We start from the raw sequence: 18,469 nt of genomic DNA, 5'->3' as shown, positions 1-18,469 counted from the left end.
GGTGGCGCACCATTTGCCTTCCCTATTTTGTTTGTGTAAAGCAGATTATGATTGTAAACCCCCAATGGAATTACGCTAATAAAATCAGTTTCACCTAGAAAATCATACAAGAAAAGTTTTAAAAAATAAATAGTTATTTGTAGGATTTTTGGTGAAATTTTTTGCCATTTTTCAACAATATTCTACGAATCCTGATAGATGAACTCGCCGCCAATCATTGTCCATAATGGTTTCGCCAAATAATGAAATGGGTGCTGGCTCCAAAGGACCAAATCCGCTTCTTTTCCTGCTTCAATACTTCCTACTTTGTGATCGATTTTCAGATTTTTGGCCGGCAGGATTGTGATGCCTTCAAGCGCCTTCTGTTCCGGCAAGCCTTCCCTGATGGCAAGACTTGCGCAAATATTTAAATATTGAATGGGTACATATGGATGGTCAGTCGTAATCGAAACATCAATACCATGCTTGGTAAGCTCCTGATAGGTTTTCCATGTTTTGTTTTTTAGTTCGATTTTCGATCTTCGCGTTAAAGTCGGGCCAACCGATACCTGTAAACCAAGACCAGAAAGCTCATTCGCTATTAAATGCCCTTCCGTACAGTGTTCAATTCGCAAATCAAGATTAAACTCTTCAGCGAGCCGTAATGCAGTAATAATATCATCTGCACGATGGGCATGGATTCTTACAGGTATTTCTCTTTTCAGTGCCATAACGAGGGGTTTAATCCGAAAATCATCAGGATTCTCTGTGTTAATGGCTTGATAGAAAGCTTCTCTAAGCATCCCCATAATTCCCATTCTTGTTATGGAATTACTGTTTCCATGACTGTGAATTCGCTTCGGGTTTTCCCCTAGGGCAATCTTTAGTCCTGCCGTCTCCTCGACAATCATTTTTTTGATATTTTTTCCAGTAGTTTTGATGATGGCGGTGGTACCGCCAATTACATTGGCACTTCCCGGCATAATATGGACTGTCGTGATGCCACTTTTTACCGCATCTGTAAAAGCAGGATCTAGTGGATGAACCCCATCAATGGCCCTGATGTGCGGCGTCATCGGCTCATGCGTTTCGTTGGCATCGTTGCCGGCCCAGCCTGTACCTTCGTCATACAAACCCAAATGGGTGTGAACGTCGATAAATCCAGGAAAGAGGCAGTGCCCTTCGCAATCGATTATTTGGATGTCTGCGTCATAGGTGATGTTTTCTTCTACTTTTATTATTTTTCCATTTTCAATTAATACATCACCGCAGCGGATCGGTGCAGATGTAACCGGGTAAATGGCCGCGTTTTTTAAAAGTAATTTTTTCATAAATAAAAACCTTTCTAAATGGGTTTATAGTATTTTATCCATTTTAACAAGGGAAAAGTGGTTATTAAAGGCTTTTTCATTATTTTTTCGGTGTTTTTTGGTACTAATGACACATTTAAATATGCTTTGCGTAATAGTATATAGGAGTATTTGTTAGGGGGGAGCGCATTTGGTTAGTAATGAGGAAAGAACAATGGCTGCTGTCATGTATGTGTTGAATTTCTTTGTGCCTGTAATTGGACCGCTGATTATTTGGCTGTTAAAGAAGGAAGAATCAGCATTTATTGATTATCATGGGAAGGAATATTTTAATTTCACAATTTCTTATATTGTTTACTTTGTCATTAGCAGTATCCTTATTGTTCTACTCGTCGGGCTGTTCCTAATTTGGGTAGTCGGTATCGCGGCCGCAGTATTTAATATTATTGCTGCGGTGAAAGCATACGAAGGAAAGGAATACCGTTTCCCATGGATTTTCCGGTTAATAAAATAAGTGAGGGATGACAGGCTGTCTTTGACAGTCTTTTTTTTATAGCTAAAAAAGTCTTTTCATTTTGCAAATGGGCAGAGATAATCTATAATTTCTATTGTTTAATTGGCAAAGAAGGGACGGATCTGCATGAATCATCGAGTCGGTTTGGTTTTGGAAGGCGGAGGGATGCGCGGTGTTTATACTGCGGGTGTCCTTGAGTACTTTTTAGAGCAGGAAATGTTCTTCCCCTATGTTATTGGCGTATCTGCAGGGGCATGCAATGCAGCCTCCTATTTATCGAAACAAAAAGGCAGAAATAAAACCGTCACGATTGAATATGCTTCTGACCCGCGATATATTTCGTGGAAAAACTATTTTAAGAATCGGCAAATTTTTGGGATGGATTTTATTTTTGATGAAATTCCCAACAAACATATTCCTTACGACTTTGACAGGTTTTATCAAAATCCTTCAGAATTTGTCATCGGGACGACTGATTGCATGACTGGTGAACCCGTTTATTATAGTAAAAAGGATTATGGGAAAGATCTTCTGACTGTTTTAAGGGCCTCCAGTTCATTGCCGTTTATTGCACCTGAAATCCGTTTTAAGGAAAAAATTCTGCTCGATGGTGGAATCAGCGACCCCATTCCGATCAAAAAGGCAAAACAGGATGGCTATGAAAAAAATATTGTCATCTTAACCCGTAATGTCGGTTATCAAAAAAAACCATCTAAATTTCATTTTTTGGCTGACAGAAGGTACCCTGAATATAGTGGTTTGTTAACAGCACTTCGGAATCGTTATCAACAATATAATGATACGCTCAATTACTTGTATGAAGAAGAGAAAAATGGGAGCAGCTTTGTCATCCGCCCTACAGTACCGCTTCAAGTAGGAAGAATTGAACGTAATCCGCGTAAACTAGAAATACTTTATAATCAAGGCTATGAGGATGCAAAAGCATTAAAAGACTCTATCATAAAATATATAAACGAGTAAAAGAAGAGGTCAACTTTGACTCTTCTTTTTCTATTTTTTGATTGATAGAAAAACTTCTATCATTTTTTAGCGGAAGCAAAAATAGATTAATATAGAAAGGAAATGATAAGGAGTTTTCTTAATGAGAATAGACCAACATTACCGGGCTTCCGCCAATCTTAGTTTAAACGGCAGCATTGCTGCTATACTGCCGGCCATGCTGATTGTTTCAGGGAATTTTTCCTTTTTTAAAACAAATGAAATTATGTTTTTAACCATTCCGTTTATCCTCTATAGTTTCTTTGCGTTTCAACTCTATCTTTTTAGAATGAAGCAATCGCAGTCGATTCACCGAAATTTGATCTTGATTAAAGAAGAAAAACCTGCCCGGTCTTTTTTTGAGGCCCGCCACTTGTTACTTCTTCATGTCCAAACCTTTTCTCCCAGATTACAGCTTTTTTTTCCAAACGGACATTTAGCGGCCTCGATAGTGAAAAAGTCTGGCAGAGGTTATTTCAACTATAACCGCAACAAAACCTTTACTCTCTGGAACTCAAATGATGAGATGATTGGTTTTTATAAGGTAAACGAAAGCAAAATTCTTAATATCGAAGTGTTTGATAGGAATTGGAATTACTTGGGGTGCATGGAGAAAAGGAAAATTTCCTGGAACAAATACAAGAAAGAATTACTGGATGCCAATGGTAAATATATTGGCGCCGTGGAGGGCTCCGCGTTGTATATGGATGAGCAGGTTTTAAACAAGGGAGAAAGAATGGTGGGGAGGCTTAGAAGAGGCTGGATGCCGATGGAATGGAGCGGCCTGTTTCCGAATCCCAATACCCCGGTACTCACATTCACAGATAGCTTATCAGAGGAGGACAAGCTGTTAAGGCTGTCATTTTTAATAAATGAATACTTTATTGAAAGATAATCAACTTGTTTCCCCTCGTTCTTATTGTTTGGTATGATATATAATAAATTTACCAAACAGCTAGACGGGGGTTTTTTTGTGGACATAACATTAATTAAGGGACATGGCTCTGGTAACGATTTTCTAATCATTGATGAAATAACGAATGGCTATTCTTTTTCCGAAAGTGAAAGGGCTGAACTTGCTAAGCTGCTTTGCAATCGGGAAGGCGTGCTCGGTGCCGATGGAATTTTGTATGTGATAAATAGTGAAAACTCGGATGGCAGAATGCGGGTTTTTAATGCAGACGGCTCTGAGGCTTCGATGTGCGGAAACGGGCTTCGCTTGGTTGCCCGCTATGTCTGCGAGCTAAAAGGGCTGGATGAAGCCGTAATCGAAACCATGAAGGCGAATCTCAAAGTAAGCCGGAAACCGGAAATTTATGACGGTGTCCCCACCTATCAGGTAGAAATTTCACCAGTATTATTTGAATTAAGTGCTTTGCCGCTGAATTTAGATCAGCCAACGCTTCTGAATGAAAAAATTGAAGAGCTTTCGGATGATTTAATGTTTACAGCCCTGGCGGTTCCAAATCCTCATTTAGTGGCGATTGTTACTGCTGGAGAGCTTGAAGGTAACCTTCAAAAAGAGTTAAGTGAAAAAGTCAACGGACCAAATGAATTATTCCCTGATGGGGTGAATGTGAGTTTTGTAAAGCCGCTAGAATCTGGCGCCATTTATGTGCGGACATTTGAGCGCGGAGTTGGCTTTACAAATGCCTGCGGAACGGCGATGTCTGCTTCTTCCTTAGTAACCTGCCTGCAGGGGTTAAATGAACTTGAAACAAGTATTCAGGTTTATAACAATGGCGGAAAAGTTCACTGCATTGTTCATCAGCAGGATGGCAAATACCGGATTGATCTAATCGGCAATGCCACATATCTATATAATGCCGCTATAAGTGTTGACCTAAGCGGCGAAACCTTCACAGTTTCACGCAAAGAGGAGCTCTCGGAGCAGCAAACCTACGAAAAGCTGCAAGGAGAGGTGCAGGAATATTTAAGTACAACGCTAAAAGGATAAGGAATCCCCTTATCCTTTTTTTCGTGAATTTTGTTTTAATACTTCCAGTACAGGCGCGAAGGGCTGAATTGATTTCGTTTGGAAATAGTTTTTAAATGGGTCCCCAAACTTCTTAATTCGTTCTAAAGCATAGTCCAATGTAAACATCCTGGGGTTAAGCTTTTCGTCTACTTCCTCCCAAAAAAGCGGTGTAGCAACCCCGCCATGCTCGTTCCCTCGCATCGAATATGGCGCAACAATCGTTTTTCCTTCCCCATGCTGGACATAATCCACATATAACCTGTTTCCTCGTTTCTTTTTCATTCTTTCGATCGTAAAGGAATCGGGATCTTTTGAAATCAAATATTCAGCGATGAAGCTCGTAAACAATCTTGTGTCATCATAGCTGAATTCATCTTCTGGCAATGGAAGATAAATTTGCAGTCCCTTATTACCAGAGGTTTTGATAAACCCGATCAAGTTTAACTGATCAAGAACCTCTTTTATTAATAAAGAGGCCTTTATTGCCAAATGAAATTCATCCTGTGATGGAGGATCTAAGTCAAACACAATTTCACTTGGCCCCTTGCTTATGGTAGTTTGAAATGGCACATGAAACTCAATGGCAAGCTGGTTTCCAAGCCATATCAAGGTTTTTAAGTTATTGCAGAGAATATAATCAATGTCATCAGCTGTATGGGTATGGACAAAATCCGGAGCATAATCTGGACAATTCTTTTGATAAAATGCTTCCCCAAACATCCCGTGCGGAAAGCGAATGACGGTAAGTAAGCGACTTTTTAAAAATGGCAGCATATACGGGGAAATTTCCCTTAAATACAAAATATAATCAGCTTTCCTGATATTGAACTTGTCCCACAGCGGCTTATCAGGATGAGTGATTTCAAGGTCTTCAGGCAGATTTTTTTGCTGAAAAATAAATTTATCATAGGTGCAGTCTTCAGGTACCAAATCAAATCTGAAATGGTCAAAATGAGGCTCGCGAAGCTGGTTTTCATAAAGCTCCAAATATTTCACTTCCAGGCAGATGGCAGGCTCTACAAAAATAAATTGGTTATCCTCTTTGACCATATTTTGTTTTAAGATTTGCCCAAGGGCCTGTTTTTCATCCGGTTTAAAGCCGAATAAAACTTGTCCTACCCCGTAAATGGAGTCATCCTTATAGACCCCCACATAAAAATAGCCATTTGTTTTATCATAGGAGGTGACAAAGCAGCTGACATATTTCCAATTCTTATACTTTAGCCAATGTAAAGACCGCTTTCCTTCCTCCCAAATACTTGAGGCCTGTTTAGCTACGATCCCTTCACCGTCGTATAGCACCACTTTTTCCCATATTTCATTAAAATCCTCATAGGCCATAACAGGCTGCAGAAGCTGCTTATTATATGGGTCAGCATTTAATTCCAGTCCTGTTTTTTTAAATAATCTGTTCAGTTCTTCTTTTCTTTTTAAAAATTCAAGGCCATACATCGGCTTCCCATTTTGGACTAATAAATCAAAAATCATCAAGCGGCAGGGGGAATTTTTGGCTTGCTCACCTATTTTTTTCACTGCTTTTAAGCGGCCGCGTATTTGAATGGCTGAAAAATTAGCTTTATAGGGATTTTCAAGGGAAACAAGTTCACTATCGAGTCGAAGCGGTAGAAATGGTTTAAATTCATTTTCATGCTGTAATAAAAAATCCTCTATTTCCGGAAATTGTGGTAATAGGGATTTCCCATTTCGGCTTGTCAATTCAATCCCATTTGAATCCCAATCCAGTATGGCTCGAAATCCATCATATTTTACTTCGAAGAGCCAGTCTTTCTGAACAGGCTGATCAAAAGTCAGTGTGGGGAGCATCGGTTTCATGGAAAATGCCCTTTCTTAACGCATAAATTCAACTACGCCTCATGAACCGTCCTAACGGACTCGCCAATCGGCGAGTTTTCATTTATTATATTGGCTGAGAAACAAGCCTTTCATCCATTTCCATTTGTTTTTAGGAATGTTAGCTCAAAGAGATCAAAAACTAATAACAAAAAGATTGGAGAAACGTTTATGCATACAATGTGGAAAGGCAGTATCAGTTTCGGGCTTGTTAACATTCCCATCAAGCTTCATACGGCAACTGAAGATAAGGATATCAAGTTGCGTACACTGCATAAGAAATGTCACGCCCCGATTAAATATGAAAAAGTTTGTACTGTTTGTGAAGAAGAGGTTAAACCAGAAGAGATTGTAAGGGCTTATGAATATACGAAAGGAAAATTTGTTGTTCTTGATGAGGAAGATTTAGAAAAACTGCGGAAGGAAAATGAAGAAAAGGCTGTTGAAATTATTGACTTTGTCAAAATTGAAGAAATTGACCCAATTTACTTTGAGAGAAGTTATTATATGTCACCAAATGAGGGAGGAGGTAAGGCCTATTCACTTTTGCGAAAGGCATTAGAGGAATCCCAAAAGGTAGGGATAGCTAAAATTGTGATAAGATCGAAGGAACAGCTTGCGGTTATTCGCGTCTATGAGAACACCTTAGTCATGGAAACCATTCATTTTCCAGATGAAGTTCGTAAGGCTGCGGATGTTCCGAATGTGCCTTCAGAAGATAAGGTAACGAAAAAGGAATTGGATACAGCTATTTTGCTTATTGACCAATTAACATCCGCATTTGAGCCGGAAAAATACACAGATGAATATCGAACTGCCTTGCTGGAATTAATCGAATCAAAACGACAAGGAAAAGACACAGTAACCGCCGCAACGAAGGAAGTTGCGACTAATGTGACGGATTTAATGGCGGCCCTTCAGGCCTCTATTGATCGTACAAAGCCGAAAAAAGCTGCAACGGCTGCTCCTAGAAAGAAGACCGCAACAAAAGTTAAAAAAGAAGCTTAAAATAAGAATAGCAGGGGATACCCCTGCTTTATTCTTTGATTATATTCTGACAATAGTCATAAACCATTTGTTCCTCATCTTCTTCAAGGGCAAAATCAAATACTTTGTCGCTCCCTTTTTCAAAGAAGTGATAATTGGAGATTTTTGTTTCACTCTCATCCGCTACAAAAAGGACCCTTAATCCAACCCCTTTATCAGAAAAAAGTTCATCCTCTTCATCTATATCAAGGTCAAGAAAAATCTCGTAACGGTCCCCCGATAATAAACCAAATGGATCTTCCAATTTTTCTAATGTATGACCCGTAATATTCAACTATATCATCCTTTGCATAAATTATTGACTTTATTATTATGACATATTTTGTTTCAATAAGAAAACGCCAGAAATCTCTGGCGTTTTTAGTCCTATGTATGGCGGAGAAGGTGAGATTCGAACTCACGCAACGGTTGCCCGTCCTAACGCATTTCGAGTGCGCCCCCTTATAACCACTTGGGTACTCCTCCAACTCATTTGGAGCGGGTGAGGGGAATCGAACCCCCGCCGTCAGCTTGGGAAGCTGAAATTCTACCATTAAACCACACCCGCATAATTAAAGACAAGATCATTATAGCATAATACTAATAAGAGTGGTAGAAAAAAATTTAATGAATGCAAAAACATGAATGGTTTTGGAAGGGTTTTTTATTTTTTACTCAAAATCAGTCAAAAATTTGGATGTTTTTGATTGAAAACGATTGATTTTTGCAATCGGTTACAGTATTATATAAACATAACAATAAAAAATAGGTGGTGATGACTTGTTAACTCCTGAACGTCATCGGCTTATTCTACAATTATTAAAGGAAAAGGGTATTATTAAAATCCAGGAAATCATGGAGCTAACGTGTTCCTCCGAATCAACAATCCGCAGGGACTTGTCTCAACTTGAGGAACAAAAGTTTTTAAAAAGAATCCATGGTGGTGCATCAAGGCTGCAGGGAAAACTCCAGGAGCCTAGCATGATAGAGAAATCCTCCAAAAACCTTCATGAAAAACAGTTGATTGCAAAATATGCGGCTGGTTTAGTGGAAGAAGGGGATTGCATTTATTTAGATGCAGGGTCAACTATTTTTGAAATGATTGATAGCCTGCCAAACGATATTGTCGTGGTAACAAATGGTTTTATGCATTTACCGGGGTTATTAAATAAAGGTATTTCTACTTTCTTAATTGGCGGGTTTGCAAAACAAAAAACAAATGCATTAATTGGCCGTGGGGCCCTGGAAAGCCTTGAGTTTTACCGTTTTGACAAATGCTTTATGGGTGTAAATGGCATTCATCCTCAATTCGGCTTTACCACCCCAGACCAAGAAGAAGCAATGGTAAAGCAAAAAGCGGTTTTCTTATCAAGGGAGGCTTTTGTACTGGCAGACAGTACTAAGTTTTCGGAAATATCATTTGCCAAGATTGCCGATATTCATGAAGCCTCGATTATTACAAACGAACTAGAAGAAGAAATTGGACATCAATATTTAAATAGAACCACAATAAAGGTCGTGACAGCATGATTTACACATTAACGTTAAACCCTTCGGTTGACTATATTGTAAAACTTGATAGCTTTCAGTTGGGAGAATTACATCGAACTGAGAGCGAAGCAAAATTTCCCGGAGGAAAGGGAATTAATGTTTCAAGAGTTTTAAAGCAAATGGAAACGAACAGTAAAGCGCTTGGTTTTATCGGAGGCTTTACTGGAGCATATATTGAGCAATTTCTTGAAAAAGAAAATATAGAAACAGATTTTGTGAAGGTCGTAGAGGACTCTAGGATTAATATAAAGCTTAAAACAGGCCAGGAAACAGAAATTAATGCAAAAGGACCTGATATATCAGAGACTGCTTTCGGCTTGCTGAAGGATAAAATCTGCCAACTAAATGCGAACGATTTATTAGTCTTGGCGGGAAGTATACCAGGCTCATTGCCAAAAACTACTTATGAAGAGCTAGTTAAAATCAGTAAAGAAACTGGAGCGCAATTTGTTGTTGATGCGGAAAGGGACTTATTGAAAAATGTCCTAAAATTTAAGCCGTTTTTAATTAAACCAAACCATCATGAGCTAGGAGAACTGTTTGATACCGTAATATCAAGCCCTGAGGAAGTCATCCCGTTTGGGAAAAAGCTTGTCTCGATGGGAGCTGAAAATGTCATTGTTTCACTGGCTGATCAAGGAGCGGTATTCATTAATAAGGATAGTACGCTGCTCGCTAATGTTCCAAAAGGTAAGGTTAAAAACTCGGTTGGGGCCGGGGATTCTATGGTGGCAGGGTTTTTGGCCGCTTACGAAAGAACAGGAGATTTAATCGAAGCATTCCGATATAGTGTTGCCTCAGGAAGTGCCACCGCTTTCTCGTTAGGACTTTGTACTAAGGATCAAGTGGCTGAGCTTATTCCACAAGTTCAGATTAAGGAAATCAGGTAGAGGAGACAACCAAAATGAAAATTACTGAATTGCTTACAATAGATACAATCCTTTTAAATATTGATGGTAAACAAAAAGAAGAAGCAATTGATCAACTTGTCGATGTACTGCTGAAGGCGGGAAAAATAACAAACCAAAATGATTTTAAATCCGCCATTTTAAAAAGAGAAGGCCAAAGTACGACAGGAATCGGCGACGGAATTGCGATTCCACACGCAAAAACGGCGGCAGTTAAAGAAGCGGCTATTGCCTTTGGTAAATCCGTTACCGGTGTTGACTATGAATCGTTGGACGGAAAGCCTGCCCATTTATTTTTCATGATTGCTGCACCAGAAGGGGCTAATAACACTCATTTGGAAGCCTTGGCACGTCTGTCCGGATTGTTAATGAAAGCTGAAGTACGGTATGAGTTATTAAAGGCAGCATCTGCGGATGAAATAATAGGTATCATCAACCGTTTTGATAAAGAGGAGAAAGCGGAGGCAGTATCTGAGCCGAAAAAGAATTCAATTGTAGCAGTGACTGGATGCCCAACCGGTATCGCCCATACTTATATGGCGGCAGATTCCTTAAAGGCCAAGGCTGCTGAATTGGGTGTCAATATCAAGGTTGAAACCAACGGTTCTGGCGGAGCCAAAAATGTTTTGACTAAAGAGGAAATTGAAAATGCAACAGCAGTTATTGTAGCTGCCGATATCAATGTCGAAATGGAACGGTTTAAAGGAAAACATGTCATACAGACGGCGGTCGCTGATGGCATCCGGCGCCCGGAGCAATTAATTGAACGGGCTTTAAAAAAGGACGCTCCAGTCTACAATGGCAGCGGCACTGAAGGTACTCAAAAATCAGAGCAAAAAGGTTCAAAAACGGGATTTTACAAGCACTTAATGAACGGTGTGTCAAACATGCTTCCATTTGTTGTTGGTGGCGGAATCCTAATTGCAATCTGCTTTATGTTTGGCTATAACTCCTTTAAGCCGGACGATCCATCCTATAATCCGATTGCTGCGGCATTAATGACCATTGGCGGCGACAACGCATTTAAACTGATTGTACCCGTTCTAGCTGGATTTATTGCCCTCAGCATTGCAGACCGCCCTGGTTTTGCAGCCGGTATGGTTGGCGGTATGATGGCGGCAAACGGCGGCGCAGGTTTCCTAGGCGGGTTAATTGCCGGATTCTTGGCTGGTTATATTGTTCTGCTTTTAAAGAAAGTATTTGCCGGACTTCCAAAGTCGCTGGAAGGAATTAAAGCAATCTTAATTTATCCACTTTTAGGGATCGCCATTACTGGATTTATTATGCATTATGTTGTTAACAAACCGGTAGCATGGTTAAATACAGAGATTACTCATTGGCTTACCGGTCTAGGGACTGGAAACGCTGTACTTTTAGGGATTGTATTAGGTTTAATGATGTCGTTTGATATGGGCGGCCCTATTAATAAAGCGGCCTATGTATTCGGTACAGGCTTGCTGGCGAGTGGCGTTTACGAACCAATGGCAGCGGTTATGGCGGCAGGCATGGTGCCGCCATTAGGAATTGCTATTGCCACGAGCGTCTTTAAGAATAAGTTTACGACTGAGGAACGAGATGCGGGTAAGGCTTGCTATGTAATGGGATTATCGTTTATTACAGAAGGTGCGATTCCATTTGCGGCAGCAGACCCATTCCGGGTGATACCATCTGTTATGGCAGGTTCTGCGGTAGCCGGTGCTCTATCCATGGCATTTCATATTGGCTTAAGGGCACCTCATGGCGGAATCTTCGTCGTACCATTAGTAGAAAACGGAGCTCTTATGTACGCCCTGGCAATTCTTGCTGGCGCGGTTGTTTCAGCGTTATTAATCGGATTCTTGAAAAAACCAGTAAAATAATAGCAAAAGCCGGCATCTTTGGCCGGCTTTTAACTTTTTTCCGGAGGCGGTTTAATGGCGAAAAGAGCCACAATGGCTGCCAAGACGCTTAAACTGCTCATTAAAATAAAAATCCAGTGGTTCGGAAACTTCATCAATAAAGCGATAATCGGAGGTCCGGCAGCAACGCCAATAAACCTCATGGAACTGTAAAGTGAGGTAATGGTACCCCGCTCTTTCTTTTCGACTCCTTCTGTAATAAGCGCATCAAGAGAGGGGAGTCCTAGACCAATGCCAATCCCCGCAATCAGAAACATGCAAATCATAAACCAAAGCTTAATGGAAATCCATAAGGCCGCAATAGAAAGCCCTGCAGCAAGAATTCCGCCAAATGTTAACCACTTCATTAACACTTTATTTTTTTTAATCACCTTTCCGCCGATAAAGGAGGATAAGCAAAGTGCTCCAAGAGGTAATGCCAAAAAGAACCCTTTCTTAAGATCTTTAATGCCATATTCTTTTTCAAACACTTCTGATAGGTAAAATAAGATGCCAAACAGAACAAGCATAAGAATACCGCCAATAAAAAAGATGGCATATAGCCAACGACCGCTTTCAGCAAAAGTCTTTTTAACATTCATAAAGAAATCCCTAAATGGGATTGTTTTTTGCTTTTTTTGTGGTGATTTAACAAGAAATACCATCATAAGTACTGAAATAAGACAAAATACAGGGATCGAGAAAAACGGCAAAAACCAGATAAACCCAGCTAAAATTGCTCCGAAAATCGGACTTAGAACCTTGCCAAATGTATTGGAGGTTTCGATGATTCCTAAGCAGGTGCTCACATCATCCTCATTTTTAAACATATCACCGACTAGCGGCAGGACAATCGGAAATGCCCCAGCTGCACCAACCCCCTGAAGCGCACGGCCGGCTAAAACCAGCCAATAAGCGTCCAATTTCCAAGAAGCCCATCCCGAAAGCAATCCCCCGAGCGCGGCGATAATTAAACTTGGGATAATAACTTTTTTCCTGCCGATGTGATCAGATAAGTAGCCGGCAACTGGTATTAAGATAATGGCTACGATTGAATAAACAGTTATAATTAAACTCGACTGAAAGGAAGAAATGGATAATTCCTTCTCCAATGCCGGTAATACCGGAATTAACATGGAATTTCCTAAAGTCATGACCAATGGAATGGAAGATATGGATAGAATTGCCCACTTCTTGTTAGATATCTCACTTGATCGATTTTGGCCAGCCTTTGATTGCTTCTTTTTAGCGGTCCGTGGATTATTCCACAATTGTTCAATGTGTTCCATTTATCCTCTATCCCGCCTTTTTTCTTTGTACTGTTAATATTCACTATTTTGATTTAAAAAAACTTAAGGCAGTAATCCTTTTAATGGTAAGGGATATTAGATTGCTTTTGTGAAAAATTCGATAATTCTAAAATTAATTCCTTGACAATATACTGGTTATTGTAATAACATAAAAAACAACAAAATGAACTTGCGGCAGTGATGAAGAGTAGTAGCTTTTACGGATTCAAAAGAGAGCTGATGGTTGGTGAAAATCAGTGATGACGTTTAAGTGAATGGACTTCGGAGCCTCCAAACCGAACCTTCCATAAATGGGACCAGTAGGCTTTGGCGAAATCTCATCGTTACATGAGACAGATATTAAAGCATTTTTCTTTGATATCGGTAAAGTGAGCTAATTAGTTAGCTAATGAAGGTGGCACCACGGGTCTCCCGTCCTTTTTATGGACGGGAGGCCCTTTTTTATTGTCAAAAAAATAATGAAATCGATGAGCAAGAGGAGTAAGCATATTTGTTTCTTTCCAGAGAGTCGGGGAATGGTGTGAGCCCGATAAGAAAGGATTTGCCGAATGGACTTGCGAGAGACATCTTGAACTAGAGTAGGGATGTACGGAGTTCCACCGTTAAAAGGATAGGATATCGAGTTATTTGCTCTGTATCTGAAACGAGGAAGCAAACTAATTGCTTCAAAATGAGGTGGCACCACGATCCGAGATTCGTCCTCTATATTCATAACCGTGTTATGGATATAGGGGACTTTTTTATTTTCTGAAGGGAGTCTGAACGATGAACATTAAAATGGCTATTTTTATGAAAGAAATAAGCGGTGATACTCTAACGCCCATTTCCATTTTGCAAAAAATCAGCGGAAAGAAGAAATTTTTACTGGAAAGTTCCCATAAATACAATGATTCCGGCCGCTATTCCTTTATTGGCGCAGACCCAGCCATTGAGCTTGTTTCCATAGGAAAGGAAAATCGCTTGATTAAAAGAAATGGACAAACGCAGGAAATAAGCGGAAATCCATTAGACGTTATCGATAATCTTCTGCCTTCGATAAAACTTGATGAGCTGCCATTTCCGTTTATCGGCGGGGCGATTGGCTATGTCGGCTACGATATCATCAGACAGTATGAAGTGATTGGTGAGGAATACCCGAACAGTTTGAATATGCCGGATGTCCACCTAATGGTGTATGAGGAAGTGATTGTCTTTGATCATCTTGAGGAGAGGGTATTTATCGTCGGTATTCCACTTCAGGATGATTCAGACGGTGCAAGTATTGAAATGAGAATCGACAAAAGGCTTCAGGAATTAAAAACACCTAATGTTAATGATGAGGAGAATAGTTTTAGCTTATCAGGATTTGAATCGGAAATTTCCAAGGAAGCCTTTATCAAAAATGTTGAAATTGCTAAAGAGCATATTTTAGAAGGTGACATTTTCCAGGTTGTCCTATCGAGGAGGATGAAAGCAGCCTTTGATGGCTCTCCATTATCGCTTTATCGTAAACACCGGGCTAACAACCCGACGCCCTATATGTTCTACATCGACTTTGATGGCTATACCGTGATTGGTTCATCGCCTGAGAGCTTAATTAAAACGAGAGGTAAATCAGTCATAGCCAATCCGATAGCCGGAACAAAAAGGCGAGGAAAAACCGCAGCTGAAGATGAAGCCATTCAAAAGGAATTATTGGCTGATGAAAAAGAATTGGCTGAACATAAGATGCTCGTCGATCTTGGCAGAAATGACTTGGGAAAGGTTTGCGAATTTGGTTCCGTTCAGGTTGACCGGTACATGGCCATTGAAAAGTTCCGCCATGTTATGCACATCGTTTCCGAAATCAGCGGAACCCTCATGTCCGATAAAACCGCGCTTGACGCGCTTGCTGCCTGCCTCCCGGCCGGGACGGTATCAGGAGCACCAAAGGTTAGGGCGATGGAAATCATTAACACACTTGAAAAATCAAAACGAGGTCTCTATTCGGGAGCGATTGGTTACTTTTCAGTGAATGGAAACATGGATTTTGCCCTTGCGATTCGGACGATGATATTAAAAGACGGAAAGGCATTTATTCAAGCTGGGGCCGGCATTGTCCATGATTCCGATCCTGAATCAGAATATGAAGAAACCTTAAATAAATTAAAAGCATTTTTGGAGGGAACCCCGGGATGATATTACTCATTGATAATTTTGACTCATTTACCTTCAACCTTTATCAGTATTTGGGAGAATTAGGGGAAGAAGCCGCAGTTTATCGAAATAACCAGATTAGTCTAGAGGAAATCAAGGCTTTGAATCCAAAAGCAATTATCCTCTCACCAGGGCCTGGTAAACCGGAGGACGCCGGTATCTGTATCGAGATCATTAACAACTTCTATAATAAAATTCCTATTTTAGGAATTTGTCTTGGGCACCAGGCAATAGGAGCAGCATTCGGAAGTGAAATTAATAGAGCAAAACAAATTAAACATGGCAAAACTTCGTTCATCAATCACAATGGCAGCGGCATTTTCAATTATTTATCCTCACCATTGGAAGTGATGCGTTACCATTCATTAAAAATTGAAAAAGATACGATGCCGCCAGAACTTGAGTGTATTGCTCATTCCATGGATGATAACGAGGTTATGGCGATAAAACACGAGGATTACCCAGTTTACGGGCTCCAGTTTCATCCAGAATCTATTGGGACTCCATTAGGAAAACAAATGCTTAAAAATTTCTTACTTGAAATAGGAAGGATGGATACAAATGAAGGAATATTTACTACAGTTAGCTGAACAACGGTCATTCTCTGAAAACGAGATGAAGGAAGCAGTTGATTTTATATTAGGTGAAGAGGTATCGGAATCGGAAATTGCCGCTTTTTTAATGGGACTTAAATCCAAGGGTGAAACAGTTGATGAAATCGTTGGCATTGTAAAAGCATTAAAAGGAAAGACATTGTCATTTAAAAAGAAGTTTCCGAATGCTTTGGATAATTGCGGAACTGGCGGTGACGGTTCTTCAAGCTTTAATGTAAGTACTACTTCTGCTTTTGTCCTCGCTGCGGCTGGAATACCAGTTGCTAAACATGGAAATCGAAGTGTTTCCAGTAAGACAGGAAGCGCTGACGTTCTGGAATACTTAGGCGTCAATCTTAATTTACCAGCAGAAAGTACGGAAGAGATCCTAAGCGAAATCGGGATTGCCTTTTTATTTGCCCCACATGTGCATCCAAAATTGAAAAAGGTGACGACCGTTAGGAGACAGTTGAAAATCCCGACAATTTTTAACTTTATCGGGCCTTTGACAAATCCAATCGAATTGGACTATCAACTTCTAGGCGTGTATCGCCGAGATCTTTTGCCAGTTTTTGCAGAGGTGTTAAATCAGCTTGGACGCAAGCGGGCGATCGTCCTAAATGGCGCCGGCTTTATGGATGAGGCATCCCTGCAGGGAGAAAACCATTTGACTATTTTAGAAGATGGAGTCATCACAAGCCAATCCTTCTATCCTGAAGATGTTGGTTTGCCAACCTATGATAATAGCTTCATAAAAGGCGGCGATGCGATGGAAAACGGAGAAATCTTACGGAATGTACTAAGAGGTACAAAGGGTCCTTATCGAGATACCGTACTCCTAAATGCTGGCCTTGGTATTTTAACAGCCGGAAAGGCAGACACCATTAAAGAGGGTATAAAACTAGCCGCAGAAGTCATTGATTCTGGAGCGGCCCATCACAAATTAGAAGTATTAATTGAAAAATCACGAGCAATGCAAAGAGAGGCGATATAGGTGACAACGATATTAGACCGAATTATTGAACAAAAGAAACAGGAACTTGCTCTCCTGCAGAATCAGAGTGATTTTTATCCGGCAATAGATCGTGAAAAAAGATCGTTGCTTGATAAGCTTCAAAAGTCACAGCAAATATCCATTATTGCTGAATTCAAGCGGGCTTCACCTTCGAAAGGAATGATTAATAATGGTGTGGAACCGGCTGTACAGGCTTCCATTTACGAACAATCCGGTGCCAGCGCCATCTCCGTTTTAACTGACCAAACTTTCTTTAAAGGGTCTTTTAAAGATTTAATAGCGGTAAGGGAAACAGTGCAGCTGCCGATCCTTTGCAAAGACTTTATTATCGATCCGCTGCAAATCCATAACGCCTGCGCACATGGGGCTGATATCATCCTATTGATTGTCGCTGCGCTTGATGAAAAAAAATTAACCGAATTATATCAATATGCTACAAATTTAGGTCTAGAGGTTTTGGTGGAGGTTCACAATCAGGCTGAATTGGAACCGGCCTTAAAGACTGGGGCAAAGCTGATTGGCGTGAATAACCGTGACTTAAAAACCTTCCAAGTATCACTTGAAGTTACTGAAAAATTAGCAGCGGCGGTGAAACAATCAGGTGCTTTCTTAATAAGTGAAAGTGGACTTCATAGCCAGGAGGATGTTAACCGGGTTCGGAATGCTGGAGCAAATGGCATTCTTGTCGGGGAAGCCTTTATGAAAAGCGCAAACCTCAAGCGAACCTTTTCAGATTTTCAATTGCCGCTAATAGAAGGTGCACGGCCATGAAAGTAAAAATCTGCGGGATTATGGATGTGGAAACTGGACTTGCGGCAGTGGAGTATGGTGCTGATGCACTTGGCTTCGTGTTTGCAAAAAGCAAGCGGAGATTAACCGCTGAGAAGGCACAAGAAATCATTTCCGAATTGCCTAAGGAAGTTTTTAAGGTCGGTGTTTTTGTCAATGAATCACAAGCTGAAATTGAACGGATTGCTGCAATTGCCGGCCTGACTCATATTCAACTGCACGGAGAGGAATCGGAAAACTTTAGTGAATCCCTTTCGCTCCCGGTGATCAAGGCTGCCAGTTTTGAAGGAAATGAGAAATTAGCGGAACTTAGGGATTTTCCTGCTGAGTATATTCTTCTTGATGGCCCCAAAGGGAAATACCACGGGGGAAATGGGACAGCATTCACATGGAGTGAGGTGAATACCGGACTCCTTAAGGGGAAAAAGGTCATCCTGGCCGGAGGACTGCATCAGGAAAATGTAGAGGCAGCCATCAACACCATTCAACCGTATATGGTCGATGTGAGTTCCGGGGTAGAAACCGATGGGGTAAAAGATTTGGAGAAAATAAAAGTATTTTTAGAAAAAGCAAAAAGCGAACGCTAGGAGGATA

17 protein-coding genes, 2 tRNA genes and 2 other annotated features are annotated in these 18,469 nt (G+C 40.5%); of the genes, 13 read left to right on the top strand and 6 right to left on the bottom strand.

Features of this window, described 5'->3' with window-relative positions; genetic code table 11:
- Positions 1–182 precede the first annotated feature (182 nt).
- Complete coding sequence (locus tag V5M37_RS19840) at positions 183–1,310, bottom strand: amidohydrolase (protein WP_423798836.1); 1,128 nt, start codon at positions 1,308–1,310, stop codon at positions 183–185.
- A gap of 169 nt (positions 1,311–1,479) precedes the next feature.
- Between V5M37_RS19840 and V5M37_RS19835 the strand changes: the two genes are divergently transcribed.
- The 4 genes from V5M37_RS19835 to dapF all read left to right on the top strand — a co-directional run bounded on the left by V5M37_RS19835 (position 1,480) and on the right by dapF (position 4,759).
- On the top strand, positions 1,480–1,803 hold the full coding sequence (locus tag V5M37_RS19835; protein WP_249366902.1) for a DUF4870 domain-containing protein: 324 nt from the start codon (positions 1,480–1,482) through the stop codon (positions 1,801–1,803).
- A 126-nt stretch (positions 1,804–1,929) separates the two neighbouring features.
- Positions 1,930–2,784: a patatin-like phospholipase family protein gene (locus V5M37_RS19830; protein ID WP_423798835.1), complete on the top strand. Its 855-nt coding sequence runs from the start codon at positions 1,930–1,932 to the stop codon at positions 2,782–2,784.
- A gap of 121 nt (positions 2,785–2,905) precedes the next feature.
- A complete protein-coding gene (locus V5M37_RS19825) occupies positions 2,906–3,697 on the top strand; it encodes a hypothetical protein (RefSeq protein ID WP_423798834.1) in 792 nt (263 codons plus the stop codon).
- Between the two features lie 78 nt (positions 3,698–3,775).
- Positions 3,776–4,759, top strand: coding sequence for a diaminopimelate epimerase (gene dapF / locus V5M37_RS19820; RefSeq protein WP_423798833.1), 984 nt, complete (start codon positions 3,776–3,778; stop codon positions 4,757–4,759).
- 9 nt (positions 4,760–4,768) lie between these two features.
- Here dapF and V5M37_RS19815 read toward each other — a convergent pair whose 3' ends face one another.
- A complete protein-coding gene (locus V5M37_RS19815; protein ID WP_423798832.1) occupies positions 4,769–6,613 on the bottom strand; it encodes a DNA ligase D in 1,845 nt (614 codons plus the stop codon).
- A 189-nt stretch (positions 6,614–6,802) separates the two neighbouring features.
- On the opposite strand from V5M37_RS19815, the gene V5M37_RS19810 reads away from it, so the two are divergent.
- Positions 6,803–7,639, top strand: a complete 837-nt coding sequence (locus tag V5M37_RS19810) for a Ku protein (RefSeq protein WP_423798831.1) — start codon at positions 6,803–6,805, stop codon at positions 7,637–7,639.
- Between the two features lie 28 nt (positions 7,640–7,667).
- On the opposite strand, the gene V5M37_RS19805 is transcribed toward V5M37_RS19810, so the two are convergent.
- The 3 genes from V5M37_RS19805 to V5M37_RS19795 all read right to left on the bottom strand — a co-directional run bounded on the left by V5M37_RS19805 (position 7,668) and on the right by V5M37_RS19795 (position 8,225).
- Positions 7,668–7,952, bottom strand: coding sequence for a DUF6509 family protein (locus tag V5M37_RS19805; RefSeq protein WP_423798830.1), 285 nt, complete (start codon positions 7,950–7,952; stop codon positions 7,668–7,670).
- Positions 7,953–8,051: 99 nt separating this feature from the next.
- Positions 8,052–8,143, bottom strand: a tRNA-Ser gene (locus V5M37_RS19800).
- An 8-nt stretch (positions 8,144–8,151) separates the two neighbouring features.
- Positions 8,152–8,225: transfer RNA gene (locus tag V5M37_RS19795), tRNA-Gly, on the bottom strand.
- A gap of 212 nt (positions 8,226–8,437) precedes the next feature.
- On the opposite strand from V5M37_RS19795, the gene V5M37_RS19790 reads away from it, so the two are divergent.
- From V5M37_RS19790 to V5M37_RS19780, 3 genes are read left to right on the top strand one after another with little or no spacing between them, the layout of a single operon-like run.
- Positions 8,438–9,187 carry a DeoR/GlpR family DNA-binding transcription regulator gene (locus tag V5M37_RS19790; RefSeq protein WP_213145154.1) on the top strand — a complete coding sequence of 250 codons (750 nt, stop codon included), beginning with the start codon at positions 8,438–8,440 and terminating at the stop codon, positions 9,185–9,187.
- The gene (gene pfkB / locus V5M37_RS19785; protein WP_423798829.1) at positions 9,184–10,098 is read left to right on the top strand and encodes a 1-phosphofructokinase; all 915 of its coding nucleotides are present in this window, start codon (positions 9,184–9,186) and stop codon (positions 10,096–10,098) included. The genes V5M37_RS19790 and pfkB overlap by 4 nt, the downstream gene beginning before the upstream one ends.
- A 14-nt stretch (positions 10,099–10,112) precedes the next feature.
- Entirely contained in the window at positions 10,113–11,975 is a 1,863-nt protein-coding gene (locus tag V5M37_RS19780; protein WP_423798828.1) for a PTS fructose transporter subunit IIABC, read from the top strand.
- A 29-nt stretch (positions 11,976–12,004) separates the two neighbouring features.
- Here V5M37_RS19780 and V5M37_RS19775 read toward each other — a convergent pair whose 3' ends face one another.
- Complete coding sequence (locus V5M37_RS19775) at positions 12,005–13,282, bottom strand: MFS transporter (RefSeq protein ID WP_423798827.1); 1,278 nt, start codon at positions 13,280–13,282, stop codon at positions 12,005–12,007.
- Positions 13,283–13,471: 189 nt separating this feature from the next.
- Positions 13,472–13,725 (top strand) — a binding site (T-box leader).
- 36 nt (positions 13,726–13,761) lie between these two features.
- Positions 13,762–14,009 (top strand) — a binding site (T-box leader).
- A 59-nt stretch (positions 14,010–14,068) separates the two neighbouring features.
- Between V5M37_RS19775 and trpE the strand changes: the two genes are divergently transcribed.
- The 5 genes from trpE to V5M37_RS19750 are packed head-to-tail and all read left to right on the top strand — an operon-like array spanning position 14,069 to position 18,462.
- Positions 14,069–15,460, top strand: coding sequence for an anthranilate synthase component I (trpE, locus tag V5M37_RS19770; RefSeq protein WP_423798826.1), 1,392 nt, complete (start codon positions 14,069–14,071; stop codon positions 15,458–15,460).
- Complete coding sequence (locus tag V5M37_RS19765; RefSeq protein ID WP_423798825.1) at positions 15,457–16,068, top strand: anthranilate synthase component II; 612 nt, start codon at positions 15,457–15,459, stop codon at positions 16,066–16,068. The genes trpE and V5M37_RS19765 overlap by 4 nt, the downstream gene beginning before the upstream one ends.
- Complete coding sequence (trpD, locus tag V5M37_RS19760; protein ID WP_213145160.1) at positions 16,040–17,065, top strand: anthranilate phosphoribosyltransferase; 1,026 nt, start codon at positions 16,040–16,042, stop codon at positions 17,063–17,065. The genes V5M37_RS19765 and trpD overlap by 29 nt, the downstream gene beginning before the upstream one ends.
- Entirely contained in the window at positions 17,066–17,857 is a 792-nt protein-coding gene (gene trpC / locus V5M37_RS19755) for an indole-3-glycerol phosphate synthase TrpC (protein ID WP_423798824.1), read from the top strand. It abuts the gene before it with no gap.
- Positions 17,854–18,462: a phosphoribosylanthranilate isomerase gene (locus V5M37_RS19750; RefSeq protein WP_423798823.1), complete on the top strand. Its 609-nt coding sequence runs from the start codon at positions 17,854–17,856 to the stop codon at positions 18,460–18,462. The genes trpC and V5M37_RS19750 overlap by 4 nt, the downstream gene beginning before the upstream one ends.
- Positions 18,463–18,469 lie beyond the last annotated feature (7 nt).

It is taken from the genome of Neobacillus sp. SAB-20_R2A (assembly GCF_049568635.1).
In the GTDB taxonomy this organism is placed as follows: Bacteria; Bacillota; Bacilli; order Bacillales; family Cytobacillaceae; genus Neobacillus; species Neobacillus citreus.
Note: the sequence above shows the minus strand (reverse complement) of the source record. Positions and strands in the feature narration are given on the sequence as shown.

What these genes read in the sequence shown, in the direction of transcription:
- V5M37_RS19825 (WP_423798834.1), top strand. Translation starts at nt 2,906, where the DNA reads ATGAGAATAGACCAACATTACCGGGCTTCCGCCAATCTTAGTTTAAAC.
- V5M37_RS19810 (WP_423798831.1), top strand. Translation starts at nt 6,803, where the DNA reads ATGCATACAATGTGGAAAGGCAGTATCAGTTTCGGGCTTGTTAACATT.
- V5M37_RS19780 (WP_423798828.1), top strand. Translation starts at nt 10,113, where the DNA reads ATGAAAATTACTGAATTGCTTACAATAGATACAATCCTTTTAAATATT.
- trpE (WP_423798826.1), top strand. Translation starts at nt 14,069, where the DNA reads ATGAACATTAAAATGGCTATTTTTATGAAAGAAATAAGCGGTGATACT.
- trpD (WP_213145160.1), top strand. Translation starts at nt 16,040, where the DNA reads ATGAAGGAATATTTACTACAGTTAGCTGAACAACGGTCATTCTCTGAA.
- V5M37_RS19775 (WP_423798827.1), bottom strand. Translation starts at nt 13,282, where the DNA reads ATGGAACACATTGAACAATTGTGGAATAATCCACGGACCGCTAAAAAG.
- V5M37_RS19750 (WP_423798823.1), top strand. Translation starts at nt 17,854, where the DNA reads ATGAAAGTAAAAATCTGCGGGATTATGGATGTGGAAACTGGACTTGCG.
- V5M37_RS19840 (WP_423798836.1), bottom strand. Translation starts at nt 1,310, where the DNA reads ATGAAAAAATTACTTTTAAAAAACGCGGCCATTTACCCGGTTACATCT.
- V5M37_RS19830 (WP_423798835.1), top strand. Translation starts at nt 1,930, where the DNA reads ATGAATCATCGAGTCGGTTTGGTTTTGGAAGGCGGAGGGATGCGCGGT.
- V5M37_RS19815 (WP_423798832.1), bottom strand. Translation starts at nt 6,613, where the DNA reads ATGAAACCGATGCTCCCCACACTGACTTTTGATCAGCCTGTTCAGAAA.
- V5M37_RS19765 (WP_423798825.1), top strand. Translation starts at nt 15,457, where the DNA reads ATGATATTACTCATTGATAATTTTGACTCATTTACCTTCAACCTTTAT.
- pfkB (WP_423798829.1), top strand. Translation starts at nt 9,184, where the DNA reads ATGATTTACACATTAACGTTAAACCCTTCGGTTGACTATATTGTAAAA.